At 64.2% G+C, this 25,935-nt stretch carries 27 protein-coding genes and 1 other RNA gene; 13 read left to right on the forward strand and 15 right to left on the reverse strand.

Translation table 11 applies throughout. The features are described 5' to 3' along the window. Positions 1-43: 43 nt before the first annotated feature. On the reverse strand, positions 44-877 hold the full coding sequence (locus MUB52_RS09705) for an alpha/beta fold hydrolase (RefSeq protein ID WP_263844017.1): 834 nt from the start codon (positions 875-877) through the stop codon (positions 44-46). A 140-nt stretch (positions 878-1,017) separates the two neighbouring features. Continuing rightward, entirely contained in the window at positions 1,018-2,145 is a 1,128-nt protein-coding gene (locus tag MUB52_RS09710) for an aminoglycoside phosphotransferase family protein (RefSeq protein WP_263844018.1), read from the reverse strand. Between MUB52_RS09710 and pheS the strand changes: the two genes are divergently transcribed. From pheS to MUB52_RS09735, 5 genes are all read left to right on the forward strand, one after another. Beyond that, positions 2,128-3,201: a phenylalanine--tRNA ligase subunit alpha gene (gene pheS / locus MUB52_RS09715; protein ID WP_263844019.1), complete on the forward strand. Its 1,074-nt coding sequence runs from the start codon at positions 2,128-2,130 to the stop codon at positions 3,199-3,201. The genes MUB52_RS09710 and pheS overlap by 18 nt on opposite strands. A 27-nt stretch (positions 3,202-3,228) precedes the next feature. Beyond that, positions 3,229-3,492, forward strand: coding sequence for a hypothetical protein (locus MUB52_RS09720; protein ID WP_263844020.1), 264 nt, complete (start codon positions 3,229-3,231; stop codon positions 3,490-3,492). Positions 3,493-3,551: 59 nt separating this feature from the next. Next, the gene (locus MUB52_RS09725; RefSeq protein WP_263844021.1) at positions 3,552-4,361 is read left to right on the forward strand and encodes an alpha/beta hydrolase family esterase; all 810 of its coding nucleotides are present in this window, start codon (positions 3,552-3,554) and stop codon (positions 4,359-4,361) included. Between the two features lie 171 nt (positions 4,362-4,532). Continuing rightward, positions 4,533-6,932 (forward strand): phenylalanine--tRNA ligase subunit beta, encoded by a 2,400-nt coding sequence (gene pheT / locus MUB52_RS09730; protein WP_263844022.1) that lies wholly within the window; start codon positions 4,533-4,535, stop codon positions 6,930-6,932. Positions 6,933-6,993: 61 nt separating this feature from the next. After that, entirely contained in the window at positions 6,994-7,443 is a 450-nt protein-coding gene (locus MUB52_RS09735) for a YtoQ family protein (RefSeq protein WP_263844023.1), read from the forward strand. 101 nt (positions 7,444-7,544) lie between these two features. On the opposite strand, the gene MUB52_RS09740 is transcribed toward MUB52_RS09735, so the two are convergent. Beyond that, the gene (locus MUB52_RS09740; protein WP_263844024.1) at positions 7,545-8,249 is read right to left on the reverse strand and encodes a glutathione S-transferase family protein; all 705 of its coding nucleotides are present in this window, start codon (positions 8,247-8,249) and stop codon (positions 7,545-7,547) included. Positions 8,250-8,399: 150 nt separating this feature from the next. Here MUB52_RS09740 and mscL point away from each other — a divergent pair, with 150 nt between their 5' ends. Next, entirely contained in the window at positions 8,400-8,828 is a 429-nt protein-coding gene (gene mscL / locus MUB52_RS09745) for a large conductance mechanosensitive channel protein MscL (RefSeq protein WP_263844025.1), read from the forward strand. Between the two features lie 185 nt (positions 8,829-9,013). Here mscL and MUB52_RS09750 read toward each other — a convergent pair whose 3' ends face one another. Continuing rightward, positions 9,014-9,295, reverse strand: a complete 282-nt coding sequence (locus tag MUB52_RS09750) for a DUF1330 domain-containing protein (protein ID WP_263844026.1) — start codon at positions 9,293-9,295, stop codon at positions 9,014-9,016. A gap of 97 nt (positions 9,296-9,392) precedes the next feature. On the opposite strand from MUB52_RS09750, the gene MUB52_RS09755 reads away from it, so the two are divergent. Then, positions 9,393-10,292: a LysR family transcriptional regulator gene (locus MUB52_RS09755; RefSeq protein ID WP_263844027.1), complete on the forward strand. Its 900-nt coding sequence runs from the start codon at positions 9,393-9,395 to the stop codon at positions 10,290-10,292. On the opposite strand, the gene ald is transcribed toward MUB52_RS09755, so the two are convergent. Then, entirely contained in the window at positions 10,282-11,400 is a 1,119-nt protein-coding gene (gene ald / locus MUB52_RS09760; protein ID WP_263844028.1) for an alanine dehydrogenase, read from the reverse strand. The genes MUB52_RS09755 and ald overlap by 11 nt on opposite strands. Before the next feature lie 140 nt (positions 11,401-11,540). On the opposite strand from ald, the gene MUB52_RS09765 reads away from it, so the two are divergent. Continuing rightward, positions 11,541-12,002, forward strand: coding sequence for an Lrp/AsnC family transcriptional regulator (locus tag MUB52_RS09765; protein WP_263844029.1), 462 nt, complete (start codon positions 11,541-11,543; stop codon positions 12,000-12,002). Positions 12,003-12,054: 52 nt separating this feature from the next. Here the strand turns inward: MUB52_RS09765 and MUB52_RS09770 are convergent, their stop codons facing one another. Beyond that, positions 12,055-13,191 carry a CAP domain-containing protein gene (locus MUB52_RS09770; protein ID WP_263844030.1) on the reverse strand — a complete coding sequence of 379 codons (1,137 nt, stop codon included), beginning with the start codon at positions 13,189-13,191 and terminating at the stop codon, positions 12,055-12,057. A gap of 287 nt (positions 13,192-13,478) precedes the next feature. Beyond that, entirely contained in the window at positions 13,479-13,685 is a 207-nt protein-coding gene (gene rpsU / locus MUB52_RS09775) for a 30S ribosomal protein S21 (RefSeq protein WP_008207378.1), read from the reverse strand. A 114-nt stretch (positions 13,686-13,799) separates the two neighbouring features. On the opposite strand from rpsU, the gene MUB52_RS09780 reads away from it, so the two are divergent. After that, positions 13,800-14,498, forward strand: coding sequence for a COQ9 family protein (locus MUB52_RS09780; RefSeq protein ID WP_263844031.1), 699 nt, complete (start codon positions 13,800-13,802; stop codon positions 14,496-14,498). Between the two features lie 186 nt (positions 14,499-14,684). Then, positions 14,685-15,674 carry an NAD(P)H-quinone oxidoreductase gene (locus MUB52_RS09785; RefSeq protein WP_263844032.1) on the forward strand — a complete coding sequence of 330 codons (990 nt, stop codon included), beginning with the start codon at positions 14,685-14,687 and terminating at the stop codon, positions 15,672-15,674. Positions 15,675-15,697: 23 nt separating this feature from the next. Here MUB52_RS09785 and MUB52_RS09790 read toward each other — a convergent pair whose 3' ends face one another. After that, positions 15,698-16,327 carry a ribonuclease T2 gene (locus MUB52_RS09790; RefSeq protein ID WP_263844033.1) on the reverse strand — a complete coding sequence of 210 codons (630 nt, stop codon included), beginning with the start codon at positions 16,325-16,327 and terminating at the stop codon, positions 15,698-15,700. Positions 16,328-16,464: 137 nt separating this feature from the next. Here MUB52_RS09790 and MUB52_RS09795 point away from each other — a divergent pair, with 137 nt between their 5' ends. Continuing rightward, the gene (locus tag MUB52_RS09795; RefSeq protein ID WP_263844034.1) at positions 16,465-17,235 is read left to right on the forward strand and encodes a DUF1013 domain-containing protein; all 771 of its coding nucleotides are present in this window, start codon (positions 16,465-16,467) and stop codon (positions 17,233-17,235) included. Positions 17,236-17,255: 20 nt separating this feature from the next. Here the strand turns inward: MUB52_RS09795 and recR are convergent, their stop codons facing one another. The 5 genes from recR to MUB52_RS09820 all read right to left on the reverse strand — a co-directional run bounded on the left by recR (position 17,256) and on the right by MUB52_RS09820 (position 21,789). Beyond that, the gene (gene recR / locus MUB52_RS09800) at positions 17,256-17,849 is read right to left on the reverse strand and encodes a recombination mediator RecR (protein ID WP_263844035.1); all 594 of its coding nucleotides are present in this window, start codon (positions 17,847-17,849) and stop codon (positions 17,256-17,258) included. A gap of 33 nt (positions 17,850-17,882) precedes the next feature. Continuing rightward, positions 17,883-18,860 carry a hypothetical protein gene (locus tag MUB52_RS09805; protein WP_263844036.1) on the reverse strand — a complete coding sequence of 326 codons (978 nt, stop codon included), beginning with the start codon at positions 18,858-18,860 and terminating at the stop codon, positions 17,883-17,885. Positions 18,861-18,867: 7 nt separating this feature from the next. After that, positions 18,868-19,212, reverse strand: coding sequence for a YbaB/EbfC family nucleoid-associated protein (locus tag MUB52_RS09810; RefSeq protein ID WP_263844037.1), 345 nt, complete (start codon positions 19,210-19,212; stop codon positions 18,868-18,870). 156 nt (positions 19,213-19,368) lie between these two features. Continuing rightward, on the reverse strand, positions 19,369-21,132 hold the full coding sequence (locus tag MUB52_RS09815) for a DNA polymerase III subunit gamma/tau (RefSeq protein ID WP_263844038.1): 1,764 nt from the start codon (positions 21,130-21,132) through the stop codon (positions 19,369-19,371). A gap of 72 nt (positions 21,133-21,204) precedes the next feature. Next, positions 21,205-21,789 carry a TetR/AcrR family transcriptional regulator gene (locus tag MUB52_RS09820; protein ID WP_263844039.1) on the reverse strand — a complete coding sequence of 195 codons (585 nt, stop codon included), beginning with the start codon at positions 21,787-21,789 and terminating at the stop codon, positions 21,205-21,207. Between the two features lie 85 nt (positions 21,790-21,874). Here MUB52_RS09820 and MUB52_RS09825 point away from each other — a divergent pair, with 85 nt between their 5' ends. Then, positions 21,875-22,765 carry an alpha/beta hydrolase family protein gene (locus tag MUB52_RS09825; protein WP_263844040.1) on the forward strand — a complete coding sequence of 297 codons (891 nt, stop codon included), beginning with the start codon at positions 21,875-21,877 and terminating at the stop codon, positions 22,763-22,765. 29 nt (positions 22,766-22,794) lie between these two features. On the opposite strand, the gene ffs is transcribed toward MUB52_RS09825, so the two are convergent. After that, an RNA gene (gene ffs / locus MUB52_RS09830) (signal recognition particle sRNA small type) lies at positions 22,795-22,893 on the reverse strand. 44 nt (positions 22,894-22,937) lie between these two features. Then, positions 22,938-24,839 carry a 5'-nucleotidase C-terminal domain-containing protein gene (locus tag MUB52_RS09835; protein WP_263844041.1) on the reverse strand — a complete coding sequence of 634 codons (1,902 nt, stop codon included), beginning with the start codon at positions 24,837-24,839 and terminating at the stop codon, positions 22,938-22,940. A 119-nt stretch (positions 24,840-24,958) separates the two neighbouring features. Between MUB52_RS09835 and nudC the strand changes: the two genes are divergently transcribed. Then, complete coding sequence (nudC, locus tag MUB52_RS09840) at positions 24,959-25,927, forward strand: NAD(+) diphosphatase (RefSeq protein ID WP_263844042.1); 969 nt, start codon at positions 24,959-24,961, stop codon at positions 25,925-25,927. Positions 25,928-25,935: the final 8 nt, after the last annotated feature.

A 25,935-nucleotide genomic window follows, 5' to 3' on the forward strand; every position in this document is an offset into this window, starting at 1 on the left:
GCAATAGGCGATGTACCTTGTCTTGGGCTAAAGGCGGACCGCTCTAGTCCTCCACCAGGTTCGGCAGAAAGTCTGAAAGCGCGGTCAGAACCGCGCCAGGTGCTTCCAGCTGCGGCAAATGACCGACACCGTAGAGGGTTTCGAAGCGGTTTTGACCGATCAGATCCGACAGTGCGCGGCCGCGGGCAATGGGGATCCACGGGTCGGCGTCTCCCCAGATCACCTTGGTCGGGCACCGCAGGGCTCCAAACAGCGGCTCGACCTCCGCGGTGTATCGCTCGTCGGCTTGGGCGAACTGGCGATAGAAGCTGGCGGCCCCCTCATCGGAGAGCCACGGCGTGACCAGCCTCTCGACATCCTCCTCCGCGATACCCTTGGCCAGCGCGCCGCGAATGTAGGCCTCGACGATGGCCTTGTGAATATGCGGCGGCAGCCCCTGAAAGGCCTCGACGTGGCGGCCGACGTGATCGAAAAACTCCGAGCCCCAGGGCCGCATGGCCACCACGTTCATCAGGACGTAGCGCTCGAAGTCGCAGCCATGCAGCAGATGCGCGCGCAGCGTCGTGGCGCCGCCGAAATCATGCGCGATCACCGTGGGCTTGGTGAGCCCCCAGTGGCGGATCATCTCGGCAAAGACCTCGCCCTGGACGTCGAGCGAGGTGCGCTGGTCGGCCCGCTTCTCGGACTGCCCATAGCCGGGCATGTCGTACCAATGAACCCTATGGGTCTCGGCCAGCCGCGGTATGAGCCGATGCCAGGAGAACGACGACCACGGCCAGCCGTGCGCCAGAACCAGATCGGGCCCACTACCCGTCTTGCCTGCAAGGACCCTGCCAGCGCCGGTCTGGTGGCTCTCTGTCAGCTCCCAGACCGACACAAACGCTCCCCCTTTTCATCACACTCGGACATAGCAAAAACCGCCGTGTGGCGCCCAGCAAAGCTTTTGCACGAAGTGTTGCGGCAGTACCTGCGCTTTTTCACACCGTAGCCATGACCACAAACACAGGATAGGTAAAGTCATGCAGCGAATGCGATGCGCAGCCGTTCGTGAAGCCTTTCGAACCTGTTTCGATGTGCGCAGCTGCGCTCATACTGCTCCCGCTGAATCGAGAGCCAATCAATCAACAGTCGGCCGCGCAAACAGAAATCAAGCAACTCGCTTTCGATTGGGTGGCGATAGAGCTTGAAGAACATGGATTTGCAATGCCGTGTTACGCCGCTCCGGTCCACATCGTCCAAAACGCCCGTTCGGCAGGCATCGATCTTCAGGAAGTCGACAATGTCGTATAGCGCTAGTTTTTGCTTCGCTTCTGTGAAGTCGAAACCGTGCGTGATACCCCTATCGAGGATCAGGTTGTCCGCGTGAAAGTCACCATGACAGAAGGCTTTGAACCCTTTCTTGCCCTTGTACTCGCTCGCCTGCGTTTTCAGCTTTGTAAGCAAGGTGCTATATTGGGCTTCCGATGCTTGCGGATCCCGCGCACGTGCCTTGTTCGCGCTTGTGACCATCCAATTTGGCCAAGCTCTCGCGGTCTCGGCGGGACGATAAAGATGCAGAGCGTGCAGCCAGCCGCCGGCACGTCGAAACACTTGGCCCAAGACTTGCGGGTTTTCGCTCGACCTGACCGCCGTCCTCGCCGTCTTGCCGCGAAGATAGTTCGTTACAAAGAACGTGCCATCTGGCGAGCAAAACAGTGGCTTTGGGCTTGAGAACAAACTGAAGCGCGCGAAATGCGCGTCCATTTGTTGAAGCACGGCGAACTCGGATGCAAGGCGTCCGCTGTCCGCGCCGGTTGTATCGACTTTCATTGCAAAATCTTGCGTTCCGATTGTCACCTTGAAGACAAGCCGTTCGCCACCGAAGTGAGTTGATTGGAAGATGCAGGTATAGGCAACCTCGCCTTCCAGCGTCGTGGCAGAAGTAAAGTCTTTTATCATGCGTTCGACGAGACTTCGGTCGATGTGGAACTTATTGGGCACCGCAGCTAATCCGTTTGACATCTGTTGTTCTGCCTTATGCCTTTTCGGCGAGGGGAACGCGAGGCGGCTATCGACCGTTGAGGTCGCCTGTCTTGCAATCGGCGGCCAGTCTGCTAGCACCCCTGCAGCATGACGAATGAGGCCGGAATGGACGATCTCAAGCAAAGATATCTGGGCCAGATTGCCGAGGCGGGCGATGAGGCCGCCCTCGAGTCGATCCGGCTGGCGGCTGTGGGCAAGAAGGGTGAGGTCGCGCTCAAGATGCGCGAGCTCGGCAAGATGACGCCGGAGGAACGGCAGGTCGCTGGCCCGGCGTTGAATGCACTGAAGGACGAGATCAACTCGGCGCTGGCCGCCAAAAAGGCGGCCCTCGTGGACGCGGCGCTCGATGCGCGGCTCCGCGAGGAGTGGCTCGATGTCACGCTGCACGCCCGCAGCCGCCCGCGCGGCACGATCCACCCGATCAGCCAGGTGACGGAGGAAGTCACCGCGATCTTCGCCGAGATGGGGTTCAGCGTGGCCGAAGGGCCGCGGATCGACACCGATTGGTACAACTTCGATGCGCTCAACATTCCCGGCCATCATCCCGCGCGCGCCGAGATGGACACGTTCTACATGCACCGGGCCGAGGGCGACAACCGCCCGCCGCATGTGCTGCGCACCCATACCTCGCCGGTGCAGATCCGCGCGATGGAGACCATGGGCGCCCCGATGCGCATCATCTGTCCGGGCGGCGTCTATCGGGCGGACTATGACCAGACCCACACCCCGATGTTCCACCAGGTCGAGGGGCTGGCGATCGACACGGATATCTCGATGGCCAACCTCAAATGGGTCCTTGAAGAGTTCGTGAAGGCATTCTTCGAGGTTGACGGCGTTGATCTGCGCTTCCGCGCTTCGCATTTCCCCTTCACCGAGCCCTCGGCAGAAGTAGACATCCGCTGCTCCTGGGAAGGGGGCACCTTGAAGGTCGGCGAGGGCGACGACTGGCTTGAAATCCTGGGCTCCGGCATGGTGCACCCGAAGGTGCTGAAGGCCGGTGGGATCGATCCCGACAGCTGGCAGGGGTTCGCCTTTGGCATGGGCATCGACCGGATTGCGATGCTGAAATACGGCATCCCCGATCTGCGCGCTTTCTTCGATTCAGATCTGCGCTGGCTGCGCCATTACGGCTTTGCCAGCCTCGATCAGCCGACCCTGCACGGGGGGTTGAGTCGCTAGGCGTCGACGCGACGGGAAAACCGTGCTATGATTCCCGTTATGGTAGAGGAAGAGCAAACTCCCGACCGGGGCTCGCGCGTTTTGCTTGTGGCCGTCATGCTGTGCCTGATCATCGTGGCGCATGTGTTCATGTGGTTCTCTGACATGCCGCGCGACCTGAAAATAGTCTTCACCGTGCTGAATGCGGCCGGGTGGACCATTGTGCTGGCGCCGATTCTCCTGGTTGACCGGTGGCTGGCCACCATCCAGGCCGGTGCGCCCGAGGAGGAGGCAGAGGGTCAGAGCCTCTGAAAGGGTGGGTGACGCGGACGTGATGTGACAGCGCACCTGTGCGCTTTGAGGTGCGGCCCATGAAACGTCGCATCATCGCTTCGTTCGTCTTATTGCTGCTGGCTCAGACGGCCTCTGCCATGGGGCCATGGAAAGTGCCATGCGATGCGCAGGGCCCCTGCAATCTGGGTGATCGTTCCTATCACGTTAAGGTGCCGGACGGCTGGGACGGGCTCTCGCCGATGCCGGTGCTGCTGCACTTTCATGGTTGGCAGCGCAGGGGCGCGCTTCCCGTGCGCCACCAGCGCATCTCGGGCGCGACCCGGCGGCGCGGTGTCCTGCTCCTTGCCCCGAACGGCCTCCGCAAGACCTGGAACTTCTGGGATGGCGACACGGAGGATGTGGGTTTTGCCGCCGCCGTTCTGGAGGATGCAGCGCAGCGCTATCCGATTGACCGGCAGCGGATCTACATCTCGGGCTATTCCTTCGGGGCGGCCATGGCGTGGCGGTTCGTGTGCGAAAACGGCGATGGGATCGCGGCCCTGCTGGCGGTCTCCGGCACGTTGCAGCAGTCCGAGGAGTGTCCGCAGGCGCCCCGCGAAGTACGCCATGTACACGGGCTCGCCGACACGGTCATGGACTTTCCCATGGGACCGGGCGGGGATGAGACCTATCCGGTTGCCCTCTGGCGCGATCACTTCAGCTGCACCGGGGGTGTGGCGCAGGGCCCGTGGAGCGCGCGCGCCTTCCTGACATTCCAGCGCACCACATGGGAGTGCGACGGCGGGCGGGTCAGCCTCGATCTGCACCCCGGTGGGCACGTCATCCCGCACGGCTGGCTCGCCCGTCAGCTTGACGAGCTGCTCGGGCAGCCCGCCACCTGCCCCTAGAGCATCGAATAGGGACCCTGCACAGCTTGCACAGCAGGCGCCCGCCGGACTGACCCGGCGCGTGGTTCGATCCCGATCTTGGATCCGATGCACAAGGACGCAGCAATGGCTTTCCCCGGCCCATGCTTTCAGCTATCAGGGCGCGGACTTGATTTGCCCCGGTGAAGACTCATGAAATTCACGCTCTCCTGGTTGAAGGACCATCTGGATACGACGGCGACACTGGACGAGATCGTCTATGCGCTGACCGATCTCGGGCTCGAGGTCGAGGGCGTCGAGGACCGGGGCGCGAAGCTGCGGGATTTTACCATCGGCTATGTGAAATCGGCCGAGAAACACCCCGATGCAGACCGGCTGCGCGTTTGTCAGGTGCAGACCGACGAGGGCGTGAAACAGATCATCTGTGGCGCGCCGAATGCGCGCCAGGGGATCACCGTCGTGGTCGCCAAGCCGGGCGTCTATGTGCCGGGTATCGACACCACCATTGGGGTGGGCAAGATCCGCGGGATCGAAAGCTTCGGCATGATGGCCTCCGAGCGCGAGATGGAACTCAGTGACGAGCATGATGGTATCATCGAGCTGCCCTCGGGCGAGGTGGGCGAGTCCTTCGTGGATTGGCTGACCGAGAACGATCCCGCGAAGGTCGACCCGGTGATCGAGATCGCGATCACGCCCAACCGGCCCGATGCGCTCGGCGTGCGCGGCATCGCGCGCGATCTGGCCGCACGCGGGCTCGGCACGCTGAAAAAGCGCGATGTGGAGGCGGTTGAAGGCAGCTTCCCCTGTCCGGTCAGCGTGACCATCGACGGCGACACGCTGGAGCAATGCCCCGTTTTCTACGGGCGCGTGATCCGCGGTGTCACGAACGGTCCGAGCCCCGCGTGGTTGCAGGACCGCATGCGGGCGATTGGCCTTCGGCCGATTTCTTTCCTCGTGGATGTGACGAACTTCTTTACTTACGACCGCAACCGCCCCTTGCATGTTTTCGATGCGGACAAGATCGCCGGCAATGCGCTGCGGGTGCACCGTGCGACAGGCGGTGAAACGCTCGTCGGCCTCGATGAGAAGGAGTATACCTTCGAGGCGGGCATGACCCTGATCTCGGACGCAAACGGCGTCGAGAGCATCGGCGGCGTTATGGGCGGGCTGGCGTCTGGGTGCACGGAAGAGACCACCAACGTTTTCCTCGAAGCCGCCTACTTCGACCCGATCCGCACCGCCTATACGGGCCGCGCGCTCAAGATCAACTCCGACGCCCGGTACCGCTTTGAGCGGGGCATCGACCCCGCCTGGACCCCCTATGGCATCGAGCACGCCACGCGGATGATCCTCGATCATGCGGGCGGCGAGGCGTCCGACGTGATCGTCGCCGGCAAGGTTCCGGAAACCAAGCGGGCCTACCGGCTCGATCCCGCGCGCGTGCGCTCGCTGGTCGGGATGGAGATCCCAGAGAGCGAGCAGCGGCAGACCCTGACTTCCCTGGGCTTCGTCCTCGAAGGCAGCATGGCGCATGTGCCGAGCTGGCGGCCGGATGTGCAGGGCGAGGCCGACCTCGTCGAGGAAGTCGCGCGCGTCGCATCGCTCACCAAACTCAGGGGAACGCCACTGCGGCGCGTCGTTCCGGGCGTACCGAAGCCGGTTTTGCTGCCGATGCAGCGGCGCGAGGCCATCGCCCGCCGTACCTGCGCTGCACTCGGGTACAACGAATGCGTCACCTACACCTTCATCGACAAGGCATCTGCCACACTCTTCGGCGGGGGAGATGATGCAACCAAGCTCGAGAACCCGATCAGCAGCGATATGAGCCACATGCGGCCCGCGCTGCTGCCGGGGCTTTTGCAGGCCGCGGCACGCAACCAGGCCCGCGGCTTTGCCGATCTGGCGCTGTTCGAGGTCGGGCCAGCCTTCCACGGCGGAGAGCCGGGCGAGCAGCACACGCTGGTGAGCGCCCTTCTGGTCGGACGGACCGGGCCGAAGGACGTGCTTGGCGCCTCCAGGCCGGTTGATGTCTTCGATGTGAAAGCGGATGCCGAGGCGGTGCTGTCTGCTCTCGGTGCGCCCGCCAAGGTGCAGATCCTGCGCGGCGCGGCGGAGTGGTGGCACCCCGGGCGCCATGGCATGATCTGTCTGGGCCCCAAGAAGGTGCTCGGCGTCTTCGGCGAGGTGCATCCGCGGGTCCTGCAGGCGATGGATGTCAAAGGCCCGGCCATGGCCTTCACGCTCTGGCCCACCGAGGTGCCGATGCCGCGCAGGACCGGTGCGACCCGGCCCGCGCTGGAGATCTCCGATCTGCAGGCGGTCGAGCGTGACTTCGCCTTCGTGGTGGATGCCGAGGTGGAGGCGCTGACCCTGGTGAATGCCGCCATGGGGGCCGATAAGGCGCTCATCGAGGATGTGCGCGTCTTTGACGAATTCGTCGGAGGCAGCCTGGGCGAGGGCAAGAAGTCGCTTGCGCTCACCGTTCGCATGCAGCCGGTCGAAGACACCTTGAAAGACAAGGACATCGAAGCGGTGAGCGCCAGGGTCGTCGAAAGGGTGACCAAGGCGACCGGAGCGGTGCTGCGCGGCTGAAGCGGGACAGCCCGCGGCCCCGTCCTACGTCAATTGGGACAACCAACCGAAGGAGAATGCCATGCCGCTGAACGTCTATCTGTCCGGAGAGATCCACACCGACTGGCGGGATCAGATCATGGCCGGGGCCCAGGGGCTCGACGTGCGGTTCAACAGCCCCGTGACCGATCATGCGGCGAGCGACGATTGCGGCGTTGCGATCCTCGGGGCGGAGCAGAACAAGTACTGGCATGACCACAAGGGAGCCATGGTCAATGCGATCCGCACCCGCAAGGGGATCGCGGAGGCCGATGTCGTGGTGGTGCGCTTCGGCGATCAGTACAAGCAGTGGAACGCCGCCTTCGATGCCGGTTACGCGGCGGCTCTGGGCAAGTCGCTGATCATCCTGCACGGGCCTGATCACGCCCATGCGCTGAAGGAAGTGGACGCCGCCGCGCTTGCGGTTGCGGAAGATCCTGCGCAGGTCGTACAGATCCTGCGCTACGTGCTCACCGGCGCGTTGCCGTCCTGACCTGGCGCAGAAGGGCGGCCTGAAAGCCCGCCCAACCTGCCAGCACGACCGGTGGGAGCAGGCAGGTGCGGTGGGCTTTCAGGCCGCCGCTTTGCCACCGCTCAGGCAGGCTCGCGTGGCGGGATCTGCAGGCCCGTCTTGACCGCGGGCCGCTCCAGGAACCGCTCAAGATACGCTACGACATTGGCGTAGTCGGTAAAGCCAACCACCTCTTTCGCGCCATAGAAATCGAGCGCACGCAGCCACGGCGCGATCGCGATATCGGCGATCGAGTAGTCACCTGCGATCCAGGTCTTACCGTCGAGTGCGCCGTCGAGCGCGCCCAGGAGCCGCTTCGCCTCGGTGATATACCGTTGCTGCGGGCGCTTGTCTTCCCACTCCGAGCCGGCAAATTTGTAGAAGAACCCGAGTTGGCCGAACATCGGCCCGAGCCCACCCATCTGGAACATGACCCACTGGATGATCCGCGCCTTCTCGGTTGCGTCCGATCCGATCAGCTTGCCGGACTTCTCGGCGAGGTAGATCAGGATCGCTCCGCTTTCGAAAAGCGGCAGCGGCGCACCGTCCGGCCCGTCCGGGTCGATGATCGCCGGGATCTTGTTGTTCGGGTTGAGCGAGAGGAACTCGGGGCTCTTCACATCCGCATCCGCAAGCGTGACTGTATGCGCTTCATAGGGAATGCCCATCTCTTCCAGCGCGATGGAAATCTTCACACCATTGGGCGTGGGGAAGGAATAGAGCTGCAGGACACTTGGGTCCTTCGCGGGCCATTTCTCGTTGATCTTGAAGCTGGACACATCGGCCATCTGGGCACTCCTCAAATTGGTTGTGGCTGCAAGCTAGGCGGATTTCCCCGCAAAAACAGTCTCGTCTACGCGCAGCGATGTGTTAACAAATGCACAAGGTGGCCGGTTCAAGAGGCCGGACCGCCGTAAAAAACAGTGTGAGGGACATCAATGATCAACGAATTCAAGGAATTTATTGCCAAGGGCAACGTCATGGATATGGCTGTTGGCATCATTATTGGGGCAGCGTTTACAGCGATTGTCACATCGCTGGTTGGGGATCTGATCAACCCCATCATTGCGCTCTTTACGGGCGGGATCGACTTTTCCGGCTGGTTCTACGTAATGGGCGAAGACACCTTTGCCTCCATCGAAGCCGCAACCGAGGCAGGCGTTCCGGTCTTTGCGATCGGCAAGTTCGTCATGGCGGTGATCAACTTCCTGATCGTGGCCTTTGTTGTCTTTCTGCTGGTGAAGATGGTGAACCGCATCAAGGATGCAGCAACCAAGGAAGAAGAGCCGGCACCGGAAGAGCCCGCGGGCCCGAGCGAGCTCGACGTCCTGCTCGAGATCCGCGATGCGCTGAAGAAATCCGGCTGAACCTGCAATCTGGTTGACGCCACAGCCTGCGCCCGTCATGGGCGCAGGCTTGACCTGCGGGGCAAATTCCAATGGCCTGCGGCCAACTCGGACCGTTGGCGGGAACGCTGCCGAGGCCTCTTGGCCTGGTCCGGTGAGCGCTGGACGCCGCCGGTCTGACGCGGGGCCCAGCCGCTTTGGCGTGCTTAGAGCAGGGTGATCGACGTGCGCCCTGCGCTCGTCCGCAGTGCATGTGTCTCGACGAGATCCGGGTCAGCGCGCCAGTCCACTGCACCCTCGCGGGTGTCGAACTCAAGGACTACGGCGATCTGCGGTGCCGCGATATCGCCTTCGAGCACGGTCGGCTCGGGTGAGGCCTGAAGCACCTTGCCGCCATGTTTGGCCAGCGCGTCGCCCGCCCTTTCGCGATAGGCGGCGAGCTTTTCCGGGTCGGTGATATCGAGGGTGACAAAGGCGTATGCGGGCATGGGGTGATCCTTTCCTGTTGTGTCCTTCCCAGCTAAGCCCGCACCGAGCCGTCGAAAACCGCTCAACACTGCGCAATGGATGTGCAAAAGTGATCGGATGAGCCTGAACTGGAACGACTTGCGATTTGTGTTGGAGACCGTGCGCCACGGCGGCTTGAGCGGTGCGGCGCGGGCGCTGAAGGTCAACCACGCCACAGTATCGCGCCGGATCGCGGCAGCGGAGGCGGCCATGGGGGCGCGGCTCTTTGACCGCGCGCCGGCAGGCTACCGGCCCACGGAAGCGGGGCTCGAAGCGGCAGAGATCGCCGAACAGATGGAGGCCAAGAGCCATGATCTCAGCCGCAGCCTGACAGCGCGCGATCAGGTGCTGGGCGGCAGCCTCGCGGTGACCGCGCCACAGCTCCTGGTCGATCGGCTGCTGGCGCCGATCCTGCGCGACTTCAAGGCGAGCTACCCGGCCATCGACCTGTCCGTGATTGCCGCGAACCGGACGTTGAACCTTGCCGCTCATGAGGCGGACGTCGCATTCCGGATATCTGACACGCCCGGCGACACGCTGGTGGGGCGGCGCGCCACCGAACAGGCGGCCGCTGCCTATCTGTCGCAGGATCTCGCGGAGCGGATGCGCCAGGACCCGGCGCGCCCGCTCGACTGGATCCGCTTTGCCCATTGGCCGGGGCCGCCGGAGGCCCTGAAGGAGGCCTGGCCCAATCGGCGGGTTACTCTGACGGTCGACGATATGTACGCAGCACTTGCGGCCGTGCGCAGCGGCATGGGTGCGACGCGGATACCCTGTTTCATCGGCGACAGCGAACCGGACCTCATGCGGTTGCCGGGTGTGCCGCTGTTTCCGTATCGGCCCCTGTGGGTGCTGACCCACGCAGACCTGCGCGAGACACGCAAGGTCAGAACCTTCACGCAGTTCGCGGCCTCACGGATCAACGCGCTGCGCCCGCTCTTCGAGGGGCGCACGCGCGAGACACCGCTCAGCCTTTGATCGCCACGCTGGGGGCGATCACGTCGATCCCGAGCGCCTTGCCGACAGCGTAGTAGGTCAGTTGCCCGGCATGCACGTTGAGCCCGTTCATCAGGTGCGGATCATCGAGGCAGGCCTGACGCCACCCCTTGTCGGCGAGCGCCAGCATGAAGGGCATGGTGGCGTTGCCGAGCGCGATGGTCGATGTCCGCGCGACCGCGCCGGGCATGTTGGCCACGCAGTAATGCATGATGCCGTCGACATCGTAGATCGGATCCTGATGGGTGGTCGCCTTGGAGGTCTCGAAGCACCCGCCCTGGTCGATGGCGACATCCACCAGCGCAGCGCCGGGCTTGAGGTCGGCCAGTTGCGCGCGGCTGATCAGCTTGGGTGCCGCCGCCCCGGGGACCAGCACGGCGCCGATGATCAGGTCGGCGGCCTGCGCCAGCTCGATAGTATTGCCCGCCGAGGCGTAGGAGGTCTTGAAGGTGCCGCCGAAGACATCGTCGAGATAGCGCAGGCGTGTCAGCGAGCGGTCGAGCACCGTCACATCTGCGCCCATGCCGGCGGCGATCTTGGCCGCATGGGTCCCGACGACACCGCCGCCGATCACCAGCACGCGCGCCGGTCCGACCCCCGGCACACCGCCCATGAGCACGCCGCGCCCGCCGTTGGCTTTCTGCAGCGTCCAGGCGCCGACTTGTGGCGCAAGGCGACCCGCGACCTCGGACATCGGCGCCAGCAGCGGCAGGCCGCCGCGGTCGTCGGTGACGGTCTCATAAGCGATGCAGGTGGCACCCGAGGCGAGCAAGTCGTGCGTCTGCTCGGGGTCCGGCGCGAGGTGCAGGTAGGTGAAGAGAAGCTGTCCGTCGCGGAGCATCTTGCGCTCGCCCGCCTGCGGTTCCTTGACTTTCACAATCATGTCGGCCGTTGCAAAGATCTCTTCTGCCGTATCGACAATTTTCGCGCCAGCTGCGATGTAGTCGGCGTCTTCAAACCCGGCGCCTGCACCTGCGCCTGCCTGAATGCAGACATCGTGGCCGTGGGCGACGGCCTCGCGCGCGGCGTTGGGGGTCATGCCAACGCGGAATTCCTGCGGTTTGATCTCTGTCGGGCATCCGATCATCATGGGGGCTCTCCTCCACCAAATGTTTGGCTGGGAAATAGCGCGAGTCGCGCGCAATGTTGCATCAAAGATGGCTCGCCATTTGGTCCAGAATGCGAATAAATGAGCGTTAGTGTACCAAATGACGGAAGAAGTTTGCGCATATGAGCCTTGATGCAACAGATCGGCGGATTCTGAACGCGCTGCAGCGCAAGGGCCGGATGGCGAATGCGGAGCTGAGCGAGGCGGTCAACCTCTCTGCCTCGGCGTGCCACCGGCGGGTCCAGCGGCTCGAGAAGGAGGGTTACATCCGCGACTATGTCGCCCTCTTGGACGCGCGCAAGATGGGCGTGCCCACAACCGTCTTCGTGGAGATCACCCTGCAAGGGCAGGCCGATGAGGTGCTCGATGCCTTCGAGAAAGCCGTGCGGCGCATCCCGGATGTGCTGGAGTGCCATCTGATGGCAGGGACAGCGGATTACCTGCTGAAGGTCGTCGCCGAGAACACCGAGGATTTCGCGCGGATCCACCGGCAATACCTGGCGAGGCTGCCAGGGGTGGGGCAGATGCAGTCGAGCTTTGCACTCCGGACGGTGTTCAAGACAACCGCCTTGCCCGTCAATTGAAACAGGGGTTGCGGCCCGCCCGCCCTTGATCGGCAGGCGGGCCGCGCCCGAATTACGCGAGGCAGTCCCACTCTTCGGTGAAGCGGAAGCCGCCATCGTCACCCTGCGCCGCATCCTGGGCCATCATCATGTCGTCTTCGGCCATGTCATCATCGCCGTCGCCGGACCCGTCGAACAGGCTGTCGAACAACTCGTCGACATCGAAGGTGGTTGTCTGCGGTTCACCATCGTCGCCACCGTTCCAGGTGAAGGTGAAGTCCTCATCGAAGAGGGTTGCGAGGAACCCGCTGAGGAAGAATTGTAGCTGTGCAACCGTGTCAGCATCGTCAGTGCCGCCGGGAGTGTCCGTGCCGTCATCGGGTACCTCGGGCTCCGGGGGTGTGGGGTCTTCAGGGGTCGGCGCTTCGGCCACGGGCTCGTCGGGATCGTCCGGGGTTGGCGCCTCAGCCACCGGATCGTCCAACTCAGGAGTATCGGGTGCTTCCGGTACAGGAGCTTCCGCAACCGGCTCGTCGGGGCTGGCCGGCACCGGCGCTTCCGCCACAGGCTCGTCCGGCATAGGGTCTGGTTCCGGCGCTTCCTCCACCGGGGGGTCCTGTTCTGTGAGGTCAGGCATCTCGGCGACGGGCTCTTCCGTCTCCGCATCCGGTGCCTCGGCGACAGGTGTCTCGGGGTCTGGCTGCGGGTCCGGCGCCTCGGCGACAGGCTCGGCGGATGTCGCGCTGCTGCCCTCATCGATCTGCAACTCGGCATCGGTTGCGGCAAAGTTCTGCGTCACCATGACCGCGTCGAACCCGTTGAAGTCGCCGGTTTCGATGCCAAGCCCGACAACCTCGAAATCCGGATTGAGGATGTTGGCCCGGTGGCCCGGGCTGTTCATGAGGCTGTCGTGCAGGTTCTCGACGTCATCGGCCAGGCCGGGCGCGCCGCGTTCGCTCTGATAGGCGATGTTCTCGCCCCAGGTCCAGCTGCCTTCAAAGGCGAAGTCGGCAGCTTCCATGCGGTCCCCCGCGCTGCTGCCGTTCTCGCCGGCGTGGGAAAACCGGTCTTCCTCCAGCATCCACTGGCTGTGATCTTCGCTGCTGTCGTTGAGCCGTAGCTCAAGCTCGACCGGATCGAGGTCGCGAGATGTGCGCTCCTCGTTGATAAGGTCCAGCATCTGCCGTTCTAGATCGCTTGCGCGTGACATGTCATTCTCTCCTTGATGCTTCGTGTCAGCGGGCCGATCGCTAGAAGCTGGAGATCTGTGCCGATAGGTTCGGCATCGTACGTGTGTTTTTTCAGCGGCAACGAGCGTGAATGCGCAGCCTGCGACAGCAGAAAAATGCCGCGTCCGCCTGTGCGCGCAGACATCGGCGCAACTGGCAAGAACCCGCGGTTCTTATGTGCAAGCTTTTAAGGGCGCAGATACAATAAACCCCCGCACGGGCGGACCGTCCGGGGGTTCGTATTCTGATCAGCCTGTCGGCGTGGCGCTCAGAGCATGCCTTCGCGTTGGGCTTTCTTGCGTGCCAGCTTACGGGCACGGCGGATCGCTTCAGCTTTCTCGCGTGCTTTTTTCTCGGAGGGCTTCTCGAAATGTTGCTTGAGCTTCATCTCGCGGAAGACACCTTCACGCTGCAGCTTCTTCTTCAAAGCGCGGAGCGCCTGATCGACATTGTTGTCGCGAACACTAACCTGCATGTGGTTTTCACCACCTTTCTAAGTTGAGTTGCAAGGATTTGCAGGAAGTGGGCATATAGCAAGGACGCTCTATCTTGTCCAGTGCAATGCCCGACTTTGGCCCGGAGAACCGATATGACCACATCCTACGAGACGGCAAAAACCCAGCTTCTGGACGCGGCCCTGGCCCATGTGCCCTTTGACGGCTGGTCGGAGGCGACGTTTCAGGCCGCGATTCGCGACACCGATGTCAGCTCGACCGTGGCGCGTGCCATCTGCCCGCGCGGCGCCGTCGATCTCGCCGTTGCGTTTCACAAGCGTGGCGATGAGGCGATGGAGGCGCGGCTCCGCTCGGAAGACATGAGTGCGCTGAAGTTCCGCGAAAAGGTCGCGGCGGCGGTGCGGTTCCGCCTGGAGGCGGTCGAGGACAAAGAGGCGGTACGCCGTGGCACAACGCTCTTTGCGCTGCCCATACATGCGGTCGATGGCGCAAAGCTCGTCTGGGGCACGGCAGATGCGATCTGGACGGCCTTGGGCGACACCTCGGACGACGTCAACTGGTACACCAAGCGGGCAACGCTCAGCGGTGTCTACTCCTCGACCGTGCTCTACTGGCTTGGCGACGACAGCCCCGATGCGATGGCGACCTGGGCGTTCCTCGACCGGCGTATCGAAGACGTGATGCGGATCGAAAAGGTTAAGGCCCGGGTGCGCAACAGCCCGACCTTGAGCCGTCTGATGGCCGGTCCGAACTGGGTGCTTGGCCAGATCAAGGCCCCGACACGGATGCCCAAGATGGACTTTCCCGGCAGCTGGACGGCCCCGCGCGACTGACGCCGGGGCTTCTTCTGGCTAAAAATATCCCCGCCGGAGGCATGAAGGTTTTCTGGCGCACCGCCGCCGCGCTTGCGGGCAGCCCCAATCCTCCGGATCAGCGCCAGCTGCGCAAGCCCATCGCCTCCTTCAATTTGCCATTCCGATTTGTCCTGCTAGGCATGAGGCAAAGGAAAGGATCCCCCCATGCCCCAGATGATGCGCGCCGTTGAAATCACCAAACCCGGTGGGCCGGAGGTTTTGCGGATCACCGACCGGCCGCTGCCCGAGCCCGGCCACGGGCAGGTGGTGATCAAAGTCGCATGGGCCGGCGTGAATCGCCCCGATGCGTTGCAACGTGCGGGTCTCTACGCGCCGCCGCCCACCGCAAGTGATCTGCCCGGGCTGGAAGCCTCTGGCGAGATCGTGGCACTGGGCGCGGGTGTCTCGGGTCTGACTGTGGGCGATCGGGTGTGCGCGCTTCTGCCAGGGGGGGGCTATGCCGAGTATGTGGCAACGCCCGTGGCGCATTGCCTGCCCGTCCCGGAAGGGACGTCGCTCAAGGAGGCAGCCTGTCTTCCAGAGACCTTCTTCACCGTCTGGTCCAACGTCTTTCTGCGCGGTCAGCTGAAGGGCGGCGAGCGTTTTTTGGTGCACGGCGGTTCGTCGGGGATCGGGACCACGGCGATCCAGCTCGCCCATGCCTTCGGCGCAAAGGTCTTTGCCACCGCCGGGTCCGAGGAGAAATGCGCGGCCTGCCGGGACCTCGGGGCGGAGCGCGCGGTGAACTACCGTGACGAGGACTTTGTCGAGGTGCTGCGGGCCGAGGGTGGCGCCGATCTGATCCTCGATATGGTGGGTGGCGACTATATTCCCCGCAATCTGAAGGCACTCGCCGACGATGGCCGCCTGGTGCAGATCGCCTTCCTGCAGGGGCCCAAGGTCGAGGTGAACTTCGCCCAGCTGATGATGCGCCGCCTCACCATGACGGGCAGCACCCTGCGTCCACAGAGTGATCTGGCCAAGGCGCAGATCGCACAGGACCTGCGCGAGACGGTCTGGCCCCTGATCGCCGCCGGGCGGATCGCGCCGGTCATGGACCAGGCCTTCCCGCTGGAAGAGGCCGCCAAGGCGCATGCCCGGATGGAAAGCTCCACCCACATCGGCAAGATCGTCCTTGAGGTGTCCGGCGGGTAGGGCGGGCTTTCAGGCCGCCCCAGCTAGCGGACTGGTGTGAAGAGCGCGTTTGGCGCGGAGCAGTCCCGCTTCACATCTCCTTCGCAGCGGCGCGGTTGTAGATCGCGGGTCAGGCAAATCCGCGCCTCCTGAATGTGCCCCCGGCGGCAGGTGATGGTGAGCCCGTCGGCGGCTAGGTGCGGGTTGGCTTCAAGGAAGGCCTCTTCGACCACGGAGGCCGGCAGCCGGACGCTCTGTTCCAACCGGCGGAACACCGGTGGTCGCGCGATGCGACCGTAGGCCTCGCGCGAGAGCGCGTAGTAGTCGGCGGCATTGAGCCCGCTGCAGGTGCCGTGCTTTTTCCACTGGTGCCACGCGAGGCCGGAGGTGCCCATGATATCCGACATCTCGCCCGTCATCCGCCGCGACGGTGCCCGCGCCGGAGTGCGACAGTACTCGGGATAGCCGCGTTCGTATTGCGGCCAGAGCCCGTGCAGGATCCATCCGTGATCCTCACCAGCGTCGCATTGCTCCGATCCCCGCGCGTCCCCTTCGAGTGCGCACCAATTCGGCGACCAGCTCAGGCTGAGCACATAATAGTCGAACACGCCCGCGCGATGTTCCTGCGCCGCAAGGGGCAGGGCGCTCAAAAGCCAGAAAAGCAGGCTGCGCATTGGGTCTTTCCTTATGCTGATCATCCGCCTATATAAGCCACAAGTTCCCCCACAATGGAAACCGTTCCGGCCCTCGGGACCGCCCCTCCAGGCGACAGGACAGATGTGGGCGCAGACCGGTAGACAGGAGAAAGACAATGGCAAAACCGATCATGGCCAAGGCGACCGCCGTCTGGTTGGTCGACAACACCACAATCAGCTTCAAGCAGATCGCGGATTTCGTCGGCATGCACGAGCTGGAAGTGCAGGGTATCGCCGATGGCGACGTCGCACAGGGCGTGAAAGGCTTTGATCCGATCTCGAACAACCAGCTGACGCAGGAAGAGATCGACGCGGCACAGTCCAACCCGCTGCACAAGCTGAAGCTGAAGTTCAACGCCGCAGCCCAGGGCGAGGAGAAACGCCGCGGTCCGCGCTATACGCCGCTCAGCAAGCGACAGGACCGCCCTGCGTCGATCCTGTGGCTGGTGAAATTTCACCCCGAGCTGACGGACGGCCAGATCAGCAAGCTGGTGGGCACCACCAAGCCGACGATCCAGGCGATCCGCGAGCGCACGCATTGGAACATCGCCAATATCCAGCCCATTGATCCGGTCGCCCTGGGCCTCTGCAAACAGTCCGAGCTGGATGCCGCGGTTCAGAAGGCCGCCGCTAAGAAGGCCGCCGATGCACCGGTGATGAGCGATGATGAGCGTCGCAAGCTGGTGAGCACCGAGCAAAGCCTCGGCATGGAAGCGGAGCCCAAGATCCCGACCGCAATCGAAGGTCTGGAAACCTTCACCCTCTCCGGCGAGCCTGCAGAAGAGGCGACAAAAGAGGAGAAGGAAGCCTTCGCGGATGCGGACAGCTTCTTCAACCTGCCCGATGGCCCTGTCGAAGAAGACGAGGACAGCGATCCGCGCAGCTGATCGTCGCTGCGCGCGGCTCCTCAGATCGACTTGCGGGCGCGCATCGCGGCCGCAATCGTGCCATCGTCGAGATAGTCGAGTTCACCTCCGATGGGCACGCCCTGCGCCAGCGAGGTCAGCGTGACCTGACCGTCAAGCTGGTCGGCGATGTAATGCGCCGTGGTTTGCCCGTCGACCGTGGCATTGAGCGCGAGGATCACCTCGGTGATGTTCTCGCTCGGCACCCGGTCGATCAGCCGCGGAATGCGCAGGTCCTCCGGCCCGATGGCATCCAGCGCCGAGAGCGTGCCGCCGAGCACGTGGTACCGGCCCTTGAAGACGCCCGCGCGCTCCATCGCCCACAGATCGGCCACATCTTCCACCACGCAGATCTCGCCGTTGGCGCGTTTTTCGGACGTGCAGATGTCGCAGATGTCCAGCGTGCCCACATTGCCGCAGTTCAGGCATTCGCGCGCCGTGGCGGCCACGGTCTGCATCAGGTCAGCCAGCGGCGTGAGCAGCAGGCTGCGCTTGCGGATGAGGTGCAGCACCGCACGGCGGGCCGAACGTGGGCCCAACCCCGGCAGTTTCGCCATCATGTCGATCAGCGCATCGATGTCCCTGGTGCTGCTCACGGCTTTGCCTCTTTTTGCCTCTGACCGGGCGGATCAGAAGAATTTGCGCATCGCGTAGTCTATGAGGGTGGGCATGAAAGACAAGAAGGTCACGATGGCAGCCGCCGAGACGGAGATCTGCCCGCCCGGCGGCAGGGTCCGAACCTTGAGCAGCAGGTCGCGGGCATTGACCAACTCGCCAAGACTGGGAAGCGTCTCGACATCGCCCCCCAGATCCTCCCGCGCGGGTTGATGGCTCAGACGGCGGACATGGGCATCGATCAGCCGCTCGATCCGATCCAGCTCTTCCGCCTTCTTGGCGGCCAGCAGGTCCGACAGCGGCAGGATTGGGACGGCGTAGGTTGCGACCACCATCGCCAGCGCCGAGAGGGAGAAGACGAGGATAATGGGGTCGATGGCGTAGTCCGAAAGCACCAGCGCGAGGATCGAGAGGCACGTAACCAGCGCCGTGGCCATCACGATCTGGCTGTTGATCCGCAGAAGCGTGATCATTGGCGCGCGGTTGAGGTTGAGAACGCGCAGATCGAGTGTCGGTAACTCACGCAGCACCGCTTGCCAGAAACGCGCAATGGCGACAATGACCGTGCCGACGATGAGGTTGTTCACGAAGAGAAACATACAGAGCCAGACCGTCAGCTCGGGCACGTCGCGCCAAGGATCGATCTGCCAGACGGCAAAGGCGATGAAGCCGGAAAAGACGATGGCCGGCAGGGCGGTGGCACGGTCTCCCAGGAGGTGATTGACGGCGGTTTGCGGATCGCGGCGCGCTTGAGGAAACTCGTCGAACATCGCGCCGATGCGTGGCGCGATATGGATGCCGAAGCGATAGATGAAAAGCGTGTTGGCCGTCACCAGAACAATCAGGGCTGCATCCTTCAGCCCGCCGATGCGCGCCACCTGGATGCCGGCGTAGATCCCGGCCACAAGGGCCGAGGCGAGAACGGCCCACCCGCCGGCCTGTACCCAGTAGCCAGGTGGGTCGACCCTTGCAGTGGCGGCGGTGTCCGTCACCTTCGCCTCAGAACGGCAGCTTCATGTCCGCGGGCAGGCCGAGCCCTTCGGTGAGCTTTGCCATCTCGGCCTGTGCGCGTTCGCTCGCCTTGGTCTGCGCGTCCTTGATCGCGGCGAGGATGAGGTCTTCGACCACTTCCTTGTCATCCCCGTTGAAGATCGAAGGGTCGATGTCGAGCGTCTTCAGCTCGCCCTTGGCCGTGCAGGTTGCCTTGACCAACCCGGCGCCTGAGGAGCCTTCGACGATGATATTGTGCATATCCTCCTGAAGCTGGGCCATCTTGCCCTGCATCTCCTGCGCCTTCTTCATCATCCCGGCCATATCGCCGAGCCCGCCTAGTCCTTTGAACATGTTTTCTATCCTTGTTGTGTCCGCATGAGCTGTACTGACCCGAGGTTTATCCTGTCCGGTGCCGCGCGACCACCGTGAGTTCCGGTGAGTGCCGCCCGCGCCGTGCTGCCGGCCAAAGCGCGGGCGACGCAGCGGCCCGCAGCGATCCCGTGCCGATCAGTCATCTTCGAACGGGTCCCATTCGTCATCCACCACCGGCAGCGCGGCTCGCTCGACTTCGGCGGCGATCTTTTCAGGCGTACGGATCTCCTTGATCTTTGCCTTCGGGAATTCCGCGAGCACGGCCTGCATCAACGGATGCGCCCGTGCCGAGTCCTGCAAGGCGTAGAGCTCCGCGTTGCGCTCCTCATCAATCGTCTTGCCGCCGCCCTCGTTGACAATGGTCACCGCCCAGCGGTTGCCGGTCCACATCTGCAAACGGTGGCCAAGGCGTTGGGCGAGATCGCGGGGGGCGCGCTCCGTCGGTTGGAATTCGATGCGTCCGGGCTGGTAGGACACCAGCCGCAGGTCGGTCTCCACGTCCGCTAGCAGCTTCCCGTCGCGGTTGGCTCGGATCAGCTCGACCACGTGATCGAAGGTGGGGAACCGCGCCAGAGCTGCTTCCGTATCGAGCGCGCGCGCGGTGGCAGATGCTGCACTGCCGCCTGCGGATGTCGGGGCCGAGGCAATCGCCGAGGCCCCCCCGCCCGCGGCACGCGCGCCTGTGCCGTGCACAGGCTTTGCACCGCCGCCGTTCGCGGCGGGCGCAGGGGGCGGGGTGGTCCCATGCAGCTTGCGTACGAGGTCTTCGGGGCTCGGCAGGTCCGCCACATGGGTCAGCCGGATGATCGCCATTTCCGCTGCCATCATCGCATTGGGCGCAGCGGAGACTTCATCGAGCGCCTTGAGCAGCATCTGCCACAGTCGGGTCAGCACCCGCATGGGAAGTGCGTCAGCCATGGCCAGACCCCGGCTGCGCTCGTCGGGTGAGACGGTCGGATCCTCCGCGGCCTCCGGCGTGATCTTCACAACCGAGACCCAATGGGTGATCTCGGCCAGGTCCCGCAGCACCGCCATCGGGTCGGCCCCTTCGGCATATTGCGCCGACAGTTCACTCAGCGCGCCGGCCGCATCTCCCTTCAGGATCATGTCGAAGAGGTCGAGCACACGCCCGCGGTCCGCAAGCCCGAGCATGGCCCGGACCTGCTCTGCGGTGGTCTCGCCCGCACCGTGGCTGATCGCCTGATCGAGCAGCGAGGTGGCATCGCGGGCCGAGCCTTCCGCCGCGCGCGCGATCAGGGCCAACGCGTCTTCAGCGATATCCGCGCCTTCTGCGGCCGCGATCTTGCGCATGAGCGCGATCATCACCTCCGGTTCGATCCGCCGCAGATCGAACCGTTGGCACCGCGACAGCACCGTGACCGGAACTTTCCGGATTTCAGTGGTTGCAAAGATGAACTTCACATGCGCGGGCGGCTCTTCCAGCGTCTTCAGCAGCGCGTTGAACGCGCCGGTGGAGAGCATGTGCACCTCGTCGATGATATAGACCTTGTAGCGCGCCGAGGCTGCGCGGTAGTGCACCGAATCGATGATCTCGCGGATGTTGGCCACGCCGGTGTTCGACGCGGCATCCATCTCGATCACGTCGACATGGCGCCCTTCCATGATCGCGGTGCAGTGCTCGCAGGTGCCGCAAGGCTCGGTTGTGGGCCCGCCGGCGCCATCCGGTCCGATGCAGTTCATGCCCTTTGCGATGATTCGCGCTGTGGTCGTCTTTCCGGTGCCGCGAATGCCGGTCATGATGAAGGCCTGCGCGATGCGGTCCGCCTCAAAGGCGTTCCTCAGGGTCCGCACCATCGCGTCCTGACCGACCAGATCCGCGAAGGTCTCGGGGCGGTATTTTCGCGCCAGAACCTGATAGGTCGAGGGGGTGTCTTGCATGGGTCTGCCTTCCGGGCCGCGTGCTGGCAAACTAGTGACTTCGCCGGGCGGCGTCCAGCGGTCCAGGCCGGTTCAGGCCGGTGCGATCGTGGTTTGCGGCTGCATCTCAAGAAGCGCGGGCAGCGATCGCAGCACATCCGACGACCGGCGTGCGCGCGCCAGCTGCCAGCCACCCTGGATCAGCAGGAAGAGATGTTCCGCGCGACGCCCCGCCTCGGCGGCATCAAGGCCGAATCGGGATGCATGGTCGTGTACCTCCGCGATCCAACCCGAATAACAGCGGTCAGCGTATTCGAGAAAGCCGGCGTTTCCGGGCCCCTCGAAAAGCGTCGACCCGATGGGGCAGCCATCCTGCTGACCGGTCAGATCGAAGAGCTTGGCCAGCTTGAAGCACAGCGTTGTGGCCCCGTCCTCGAATGTCTCGGCCTCGGCAAAACTCGCCGCAATCACACGCAGCATCTCGTCGGAGGCCCAGGTTGCCGCCGCGATGGCGAGGTCAGCCTTGCCGTTGGGAAAGTGATGGTAGAGCGAGCCTTTCGGCGCAGCGGCCTCGCTCAACAGATCGTTGAGTCCGACCCCATGGTAACCATGAGTGCGGAAGAGCTTCGCCGCGGCGCGGATCAGCCGATCTTTGGTCGGAAGTGCAGCAGTGTCCATGAAACGATCTTGACAGCGCTAGACCAAATGGTCCAGTGAAGAGGGTAGACCACTTGGTCTAGTCATGCTGCGCGTGGAGATCGAAATGCTGAAAGTCGTCGAAACGCCCGTTGTCCGCCGACGTCTCATCAAGACACCCGACGGCGCCGAATTGGGCGGAACGCTGTTCCGTCCCGCCTTCCGACCCCGCGCCGCCCTGGTGCTGAACGGTGCAACTGGCGTGCCGCAAGGCTATTACCGCGCTTTTGCGCAGTGGGCGGCGGCGGAACATGCGATCGCGGTGCTGACCTATGACTATCGGGGCACCGGCAGATCCCTGACCGGTGCGATGCGGGCCAGCCGAGCGACGATGTCCGACTGGGGCTTGCGCGACAACGCGGCGGCGCGACGGCACTTGCGGAGAGCCGTGCCCGACGTGCCGCTTTGGGTGATGGGCCATTCGCTGGGTGCCATGATGCTGCCCATGCAAGACGATGTCAGCGGCATCGACGGGGTCATCGGCGTTGCAAGCGGCCTTGTGCATCATGCGGACCACCCCTGGCCCTACCGGGCTCTGGCGCTCTATTTCTGGTACGGGCTGCCGCCGCTCGCCGCGGCTATGCTGGGGTATCTGCCGGGACGCCGCATGGGCCTGGGCGCCGATATGCCGGCGACCGCCTATGCCGAGTGGCGCCGGTGGTGCACGACGCCCGGCGTCTTCGCGGGCGAGGTACGCGATACGCTACCACGGCCCGACTGGCGGAGATCTGCGGCCCCCGTCCGGCTGGTCTCCTTCACCGATGACGATGTCTGCCCCGAGGTCTGTACACGCCGTCTGGCCGGTCTCTATGACGGTTTTGCGCAGGTGGAGGTGATCTCGCCAGCTGAGCTTGGGGTGCGGCGTGTGGGCCACATCGGCGCCTTTGCACGCCAGAATGAGGCGATCTGGCCGGCGCTGCTGTTCGGGCAGCGGCCGATACAGGAGCGCTTCTCCTAAGCCATGGGCGTTCGGGCGGCATGAAGAAGAGGTGAGAGGCTGGACAACGACCCAAGCGGGGCTCGTTACGGCTGCTTCCTTCCGGACCTGACCGGGTTGGCGAGGCGCTCGCCCGCGCCAACCTCTCAGCCCTCCATATAGTCGAGCCTGTCGCCGGCCGCAAGATCGCCGCCTAGAGATGCAATCGCAGGCGGGCAAAGCCATCTTTGGTGAAGCCGCAGGGCTCGGGGCGCATGTCCGCGATGTCTGGCAAATGGTTCAACGCTTCTGGCGCAGTGTGCAGGATCGCGCTTAGCCCCGGGGCGGGCGCAAAGCGCCACGGCGGCGCGACGCTTGGGCGATGGGCAGTTGGTGTCGACAGATAGTCGATCAAGGTGCGGTCCAGCGGTGCCTCGTCCCGCACAACGATATCGTCTTCCTCGAACGGCCGGAAGCTCCCGCCGCCACCGGCGCGGTGATCGGTCACCGCAACAAGGAACTCCTGCTCGGGATGCACCGGCTCACCTTGCCACATGATCTGCGAGACACGACCGGCCGCGCCGGGGACAGGCCGTCCCGCGGCGTCGAACCGGGACGCGGCGGTGAGGTCGATCACATAGGTCAGCCCATAGAGCGCATCGTAGCGGAACCCTGGCACCTGCGGGTCGATGAGCATCTGATCCGGCTGGTCGGGGCGCAACACGTTGAAGATGAGCGCCGACCGTTCGAGCCATCCGGCAATACGCGCGCCGGTGGCTTTCACGGCCCAGATCTGATTGGCGTAAGGGATGAGGCCGGCGATGTGACGGCGTTCCAGCTGGCCCGCTGGCAGAGAGATGAAATTGCCCGGTCCGTCGAAGCCGCCCGTCGCGGGTGTCGCCGCGGCCGAAAGCAGCGGTAGTTTGGCCAGATCGGTCCCCTCCACCAGCCGGGCGATGGCGTATCGTTTGGCGGCGCCCATCAGCGCGGTCACCGAGCTGGGGTTGGCCAAGGCGAAATAGCTGTGCATCGGCGCCTCGGTCCGCGCAACCGGACGGGCAAGCGCGCGGCGCGTCGCCAGATGCGCCTCGTTTGCCAGCGTCGCCAGCACCGGGTCTTCCCGCACATCATCGGTCAAAGGCCGCAAGGCGACCGTGCTTTCTGCCACCCGCCAGGGCGTGCCCGGCGTTCGGCGCTCCAGCGACAGGTCGATCACACCGAGATCCGACGCGCCGCTGCCCGGCATGACCACAGGCACACCGGCGACAAGACCGGCCTCCGTATCGACCGCTGCAGCCGCCCGATGGTCGGGGCCTGGAAAGCGCAGGTGCGTATGGCCGGCGACCACGGCATCAAGACCCGAAAGCGCGCAGACTTCCGTCACAAGGTTCTGTGGCTCATCCCCTTCGTCGAACCGGGCAATGCCCATATGCGCGAGTGCGATGACAAGATCCGCGCCCTGCGACTTCACGGTCTCGACCGCCTCTCGCAGCGCTTCGATCGGGTGGCGGATGCGGGCGGACGGATCCAGATGCTGGCGGTTCCACAGGGCGGTTTGGCGCGGCAGGGCCGAGACCACACCGATGCGCAGCGTCGTTTTCTCGCCAGACGTCAAGCACAGCTCGCGCTCCAGCACGACATAGGGTTTCAGCTGCGGCAGCGCGTCCGAGCGCATGTTGGAACAGACAATCGGCGCGTCGCACTCTGCCATGCAGCGCGCAAGATGCGCGACACCGTGGTCGAAGTCGTGGTTGCCAAGGCCAAGCGCATCGTAGCCGAGCGCGTTCATGGCCGCGATCATCGGATGCGGCATCGCTCCGTTGCCAGCCAGAAAAGACCCGAGCGGGTTGCCCTGCAAGGTGTCGCCGTTGTCCATGAGCAGGCAGAGCGCACCGTCCGCTGCGGCATCTGCGCGGGCGGCGTGGATCAGGGTGGCGAGGCGCGCGAGGCTCTCTTCACCCGTCAGACAGTCCTTTACATAGTCGTACGCGATAAGCTGCATATGCAGATCGCTGGTGGCCAGGATCCGCAGCTTGGCCTCGCCAACGGCCGATTCCGAAGACGGGTCACCCGAGGTCGGCGCGGGAGCCATGGTCAGGGAGCTCAACTTCTGCACGAGGTCATATCCATCAGATCGCGTGTGAGTTGGCAAGCCTTGGCAGATCGAACGGCCCGCTTGAGCCTTGAAAGAGCGCGAAACGCGTGCGAGTCGTATCAAAAATGCGGGGACAGACCATGAAACATGCGGAAACGGTGACCTTCGGAGGGTCGGCGCTGGACCGGGCCGCGGAGATACGTCTCGACACAGATGCGGTTTCAGCCGGTGCGGCGCGTCCGGAGGCGCGCGCGGTTCTGTTCTGGCGGGGCAAACCGCTGATCCGGACGGAGCGGCCGGCAGAGCTCGCCCGCTTGCCGATGGATCATCCGGTGCTGTCGGCGGCCTCGGGCGAGCGGATTCTGCTCGGCCGGGAAGACGGCGCCTTGCGGTTTGCCTTCGATCTCTCGGACTGGGCGCCGGAGGACCTGGACGAGGCGATGCTGGGCGGTTTTCTCGACCCCAGCGAGCAGCGGCATCCGTTGCTGCCTGAGACCATGGCCTTTCTGGAGTTGCGGCGGATCATGACTTGGCTCGGCCCGCGCGACGCCGAACTGGCGGCAACCGGCAAGGCTCTTTTCGGCTGGCATGAGACTCATCGGTTCTGTTCCAAATGTGGAAGCCCGTCGGATATGAGCCAGGCGGGGTGGCAGCGCCGGTGCCCGGCTTGCGCAGGCACCCATTTCCCCCGGACGGACCCGGTGGTGATCATGCTGATCACCCGTGGCAACTCGGTCTTGATGGGGCGCTCGCCGGGCTGGCCTGAGGGCATGTACTCGCTGCTCGCCGGTTTCGTCGAACCCGGCGAAACGCTTGAGGCGGCCGTGCGGCGGGAGGTTTTCGAGGAAACCGGTGTCGAGGTCGGGCGCGTGAGCTATCTCGCCAGCCAGCCCTGGCCCTTCCCCGCGTCACTCATGTTCGGCTGCGCGGGAGAAGCGACAAGCGGTGAGATCACCATCGACCCGGTCGAGATCGAAGATGCGCTCTGGGTGAGCCGGGAGGAGATGATGGCCATTTTCGCTGGCGAACACCCGGTCGTAAAGCCGGCCCGCAAAGGGGCCATTGCACATTTTTTGCTGGAAAACTGGCTTGCGGACCGGTTGGATTGAACGAAGCG

Source organism: Roseobacter sinensis, assembly GCF_025755255.1.
Lineage (GTDB): Bacteria > Pseudomonadota > Alphaproteobacteria > Rhodobacterales > Rhodobacteraceae > Roseobacter > Roseobacter sinensis.

Excerpts from the sequence above, each read along its gene's own strand:
- pheS (WP_263844019.1), top strand. The coding sequence starts at position 2,128 with ATGGACGATCTCAAGCAAAGATATCTGGGCCAGATTGCCGAGGCGGGC.
- MUB52_RS09720 (WP_263844020.1), top strand. The coding sequence starts at position 3,229 with ATGATTCCCGTTATGGTAGAGGAAGAGCAAACTCCCGACCGGGGCTCG.
- MUB52_RS09725 (WP_263844021.1), top strand. The coding sequence starts at position 3,552 with ATGAAACGTCGCATCATCGCTTCGTTCGTCTTATTGCTGCTGGCTCAG.
- pheT (WP_263844022.1), top strand. The coding sequence starts at position 4,533 with ATGAAATTCACGCTCTCCTGGTTGAAGGACCATCTGGATACGACGGCG.
- MUB52_RS09735 (WP_263844023.1), top strand. The coding sequence starts at position 6,994 with ATGCCGCTGAACGTCTATCTGTCCGGAGAGATCCACACCGACTGGCGG.
- MUB52_RS09740 (WP_263844024.1), bottom strand. The coding sequence starts at position 8,249 with ATGGCCGATGTGTCCAGCTTCAAGATCAACGAGAAATGGCCCGCGAAG.
- mscL (WP_263844025.1), top strand. The coding sequence starts at position 8,400 with ATGATCAACGAATTCAAGGAATTTATTGCCAAGGGCAACGTCATGGAT.
- MUB52_RS09750 (WP_263844026.1), bottom strand. The coding sequence starts at position 9,295 with ATGCCCGCATACGCCTTTGTCACCCTCGATATCACCGACCCGGAAAAG.
- MUB52_RS09755 (WP_263844027.1), top strand. The coding sequence starts at position 9,393 with ATGAGCCTGAACTGGAACGACTTGCGATTTGTGTTGGAGACCGTGCGC.
- ald (WP_263844028.1), bottom strand. The coding sequence starts at position 11,400 with ATGATGATCGGATGCCCGACAGAGATCAAACCGCAGGAATTCCGCGTT.
- MUB52_RS09765 (WP_263844029.1), top strand. The coding sequence starts at position 11,541 with ATGAGCCTTGATGCAACAGATCGGCGGATTCTGAACGCGCTGCAGCGC.
- MUB52_RS09770 (WP_263844030.1), bottom strand. The coding sequence starts at position 13,191 with ATGTCACGCGCAAGCGATCTAGAACGGCAGATGCTGGACCTTATCAAC.
- rpsU (WP_008207378.1), bottom strand. The coding sequence starts at position 13,685 with ATGCAGGTTAGTGTTCGCGACAACAATGTCGATCAGGCGCTCCGCGCT.
- MUB52_RS09780 (WP_263844031.1), top strand. The coding sequence starts at position 13,800 with ATGACCACATCCTACGAGACGGCAAAAACCCAGCTTCTGGACGCGGCC.
- MUB52_RS09785 (WP_263844032.1), top strand. The coding sequence starts at position 14,685 with ATGCCCCAGATGATGCGCGCCGTTGAAATCACCAAACCCGGTGGGCCG.
- MUB52_RS09790 (WP_263844033.1), bottom strand. The coding sequence starts at position 16,327 with ATGCGCAGCCTGCTTTTCTGGCTTTTGAGCGCCCTGCCCCTTGCGGCG.
- MUB52_RS09795 (WP_263844034.1), top strand. The coding sequence starts at position 16,465 with ATGGCAAAACCGATCATGGCCAAGGCGACCGCCGTCTGGTTGGTCGAC.
- MUB52_RS09810 (WP_263844037.1), bottom strand. The coding sequence starts at position 19,212 with ATGTTCAAAGGACTAGGCGGGCTCGGCGATATGGCCGGGATGATGAAG.
- MUB52_RS09815 (WP_263844038.1), bottom strand. The coding sequence starts at position 21,132 with ATGCAAGACACCCCCTCGACCTATCAGGTTCTGGCGCGAAAATACCGC.
- MUB52_RS09820 (WP_263844039.1), bottom strand. The coding sequence starts at position 21,789 with ATGGACACTGCTGCACTTCCGACCAAAGATCGGCTGATCCGCGCCGCG.
- MUB52_RS09825 (WP_263844040.1), top strand. The coding sequence starts at position 21,875 with ATGCTGAAAGTCGTCGAAACGCCCGTTGTCCGCCGACGTCTCATCAAG.
- nudC (WP_263844042.1), top strand. The coding sequence starts at position 24,959 with ATGAAACATGCGGAAACGGTGACCTTCGGAGGGTCGGCGCTGGACCGG.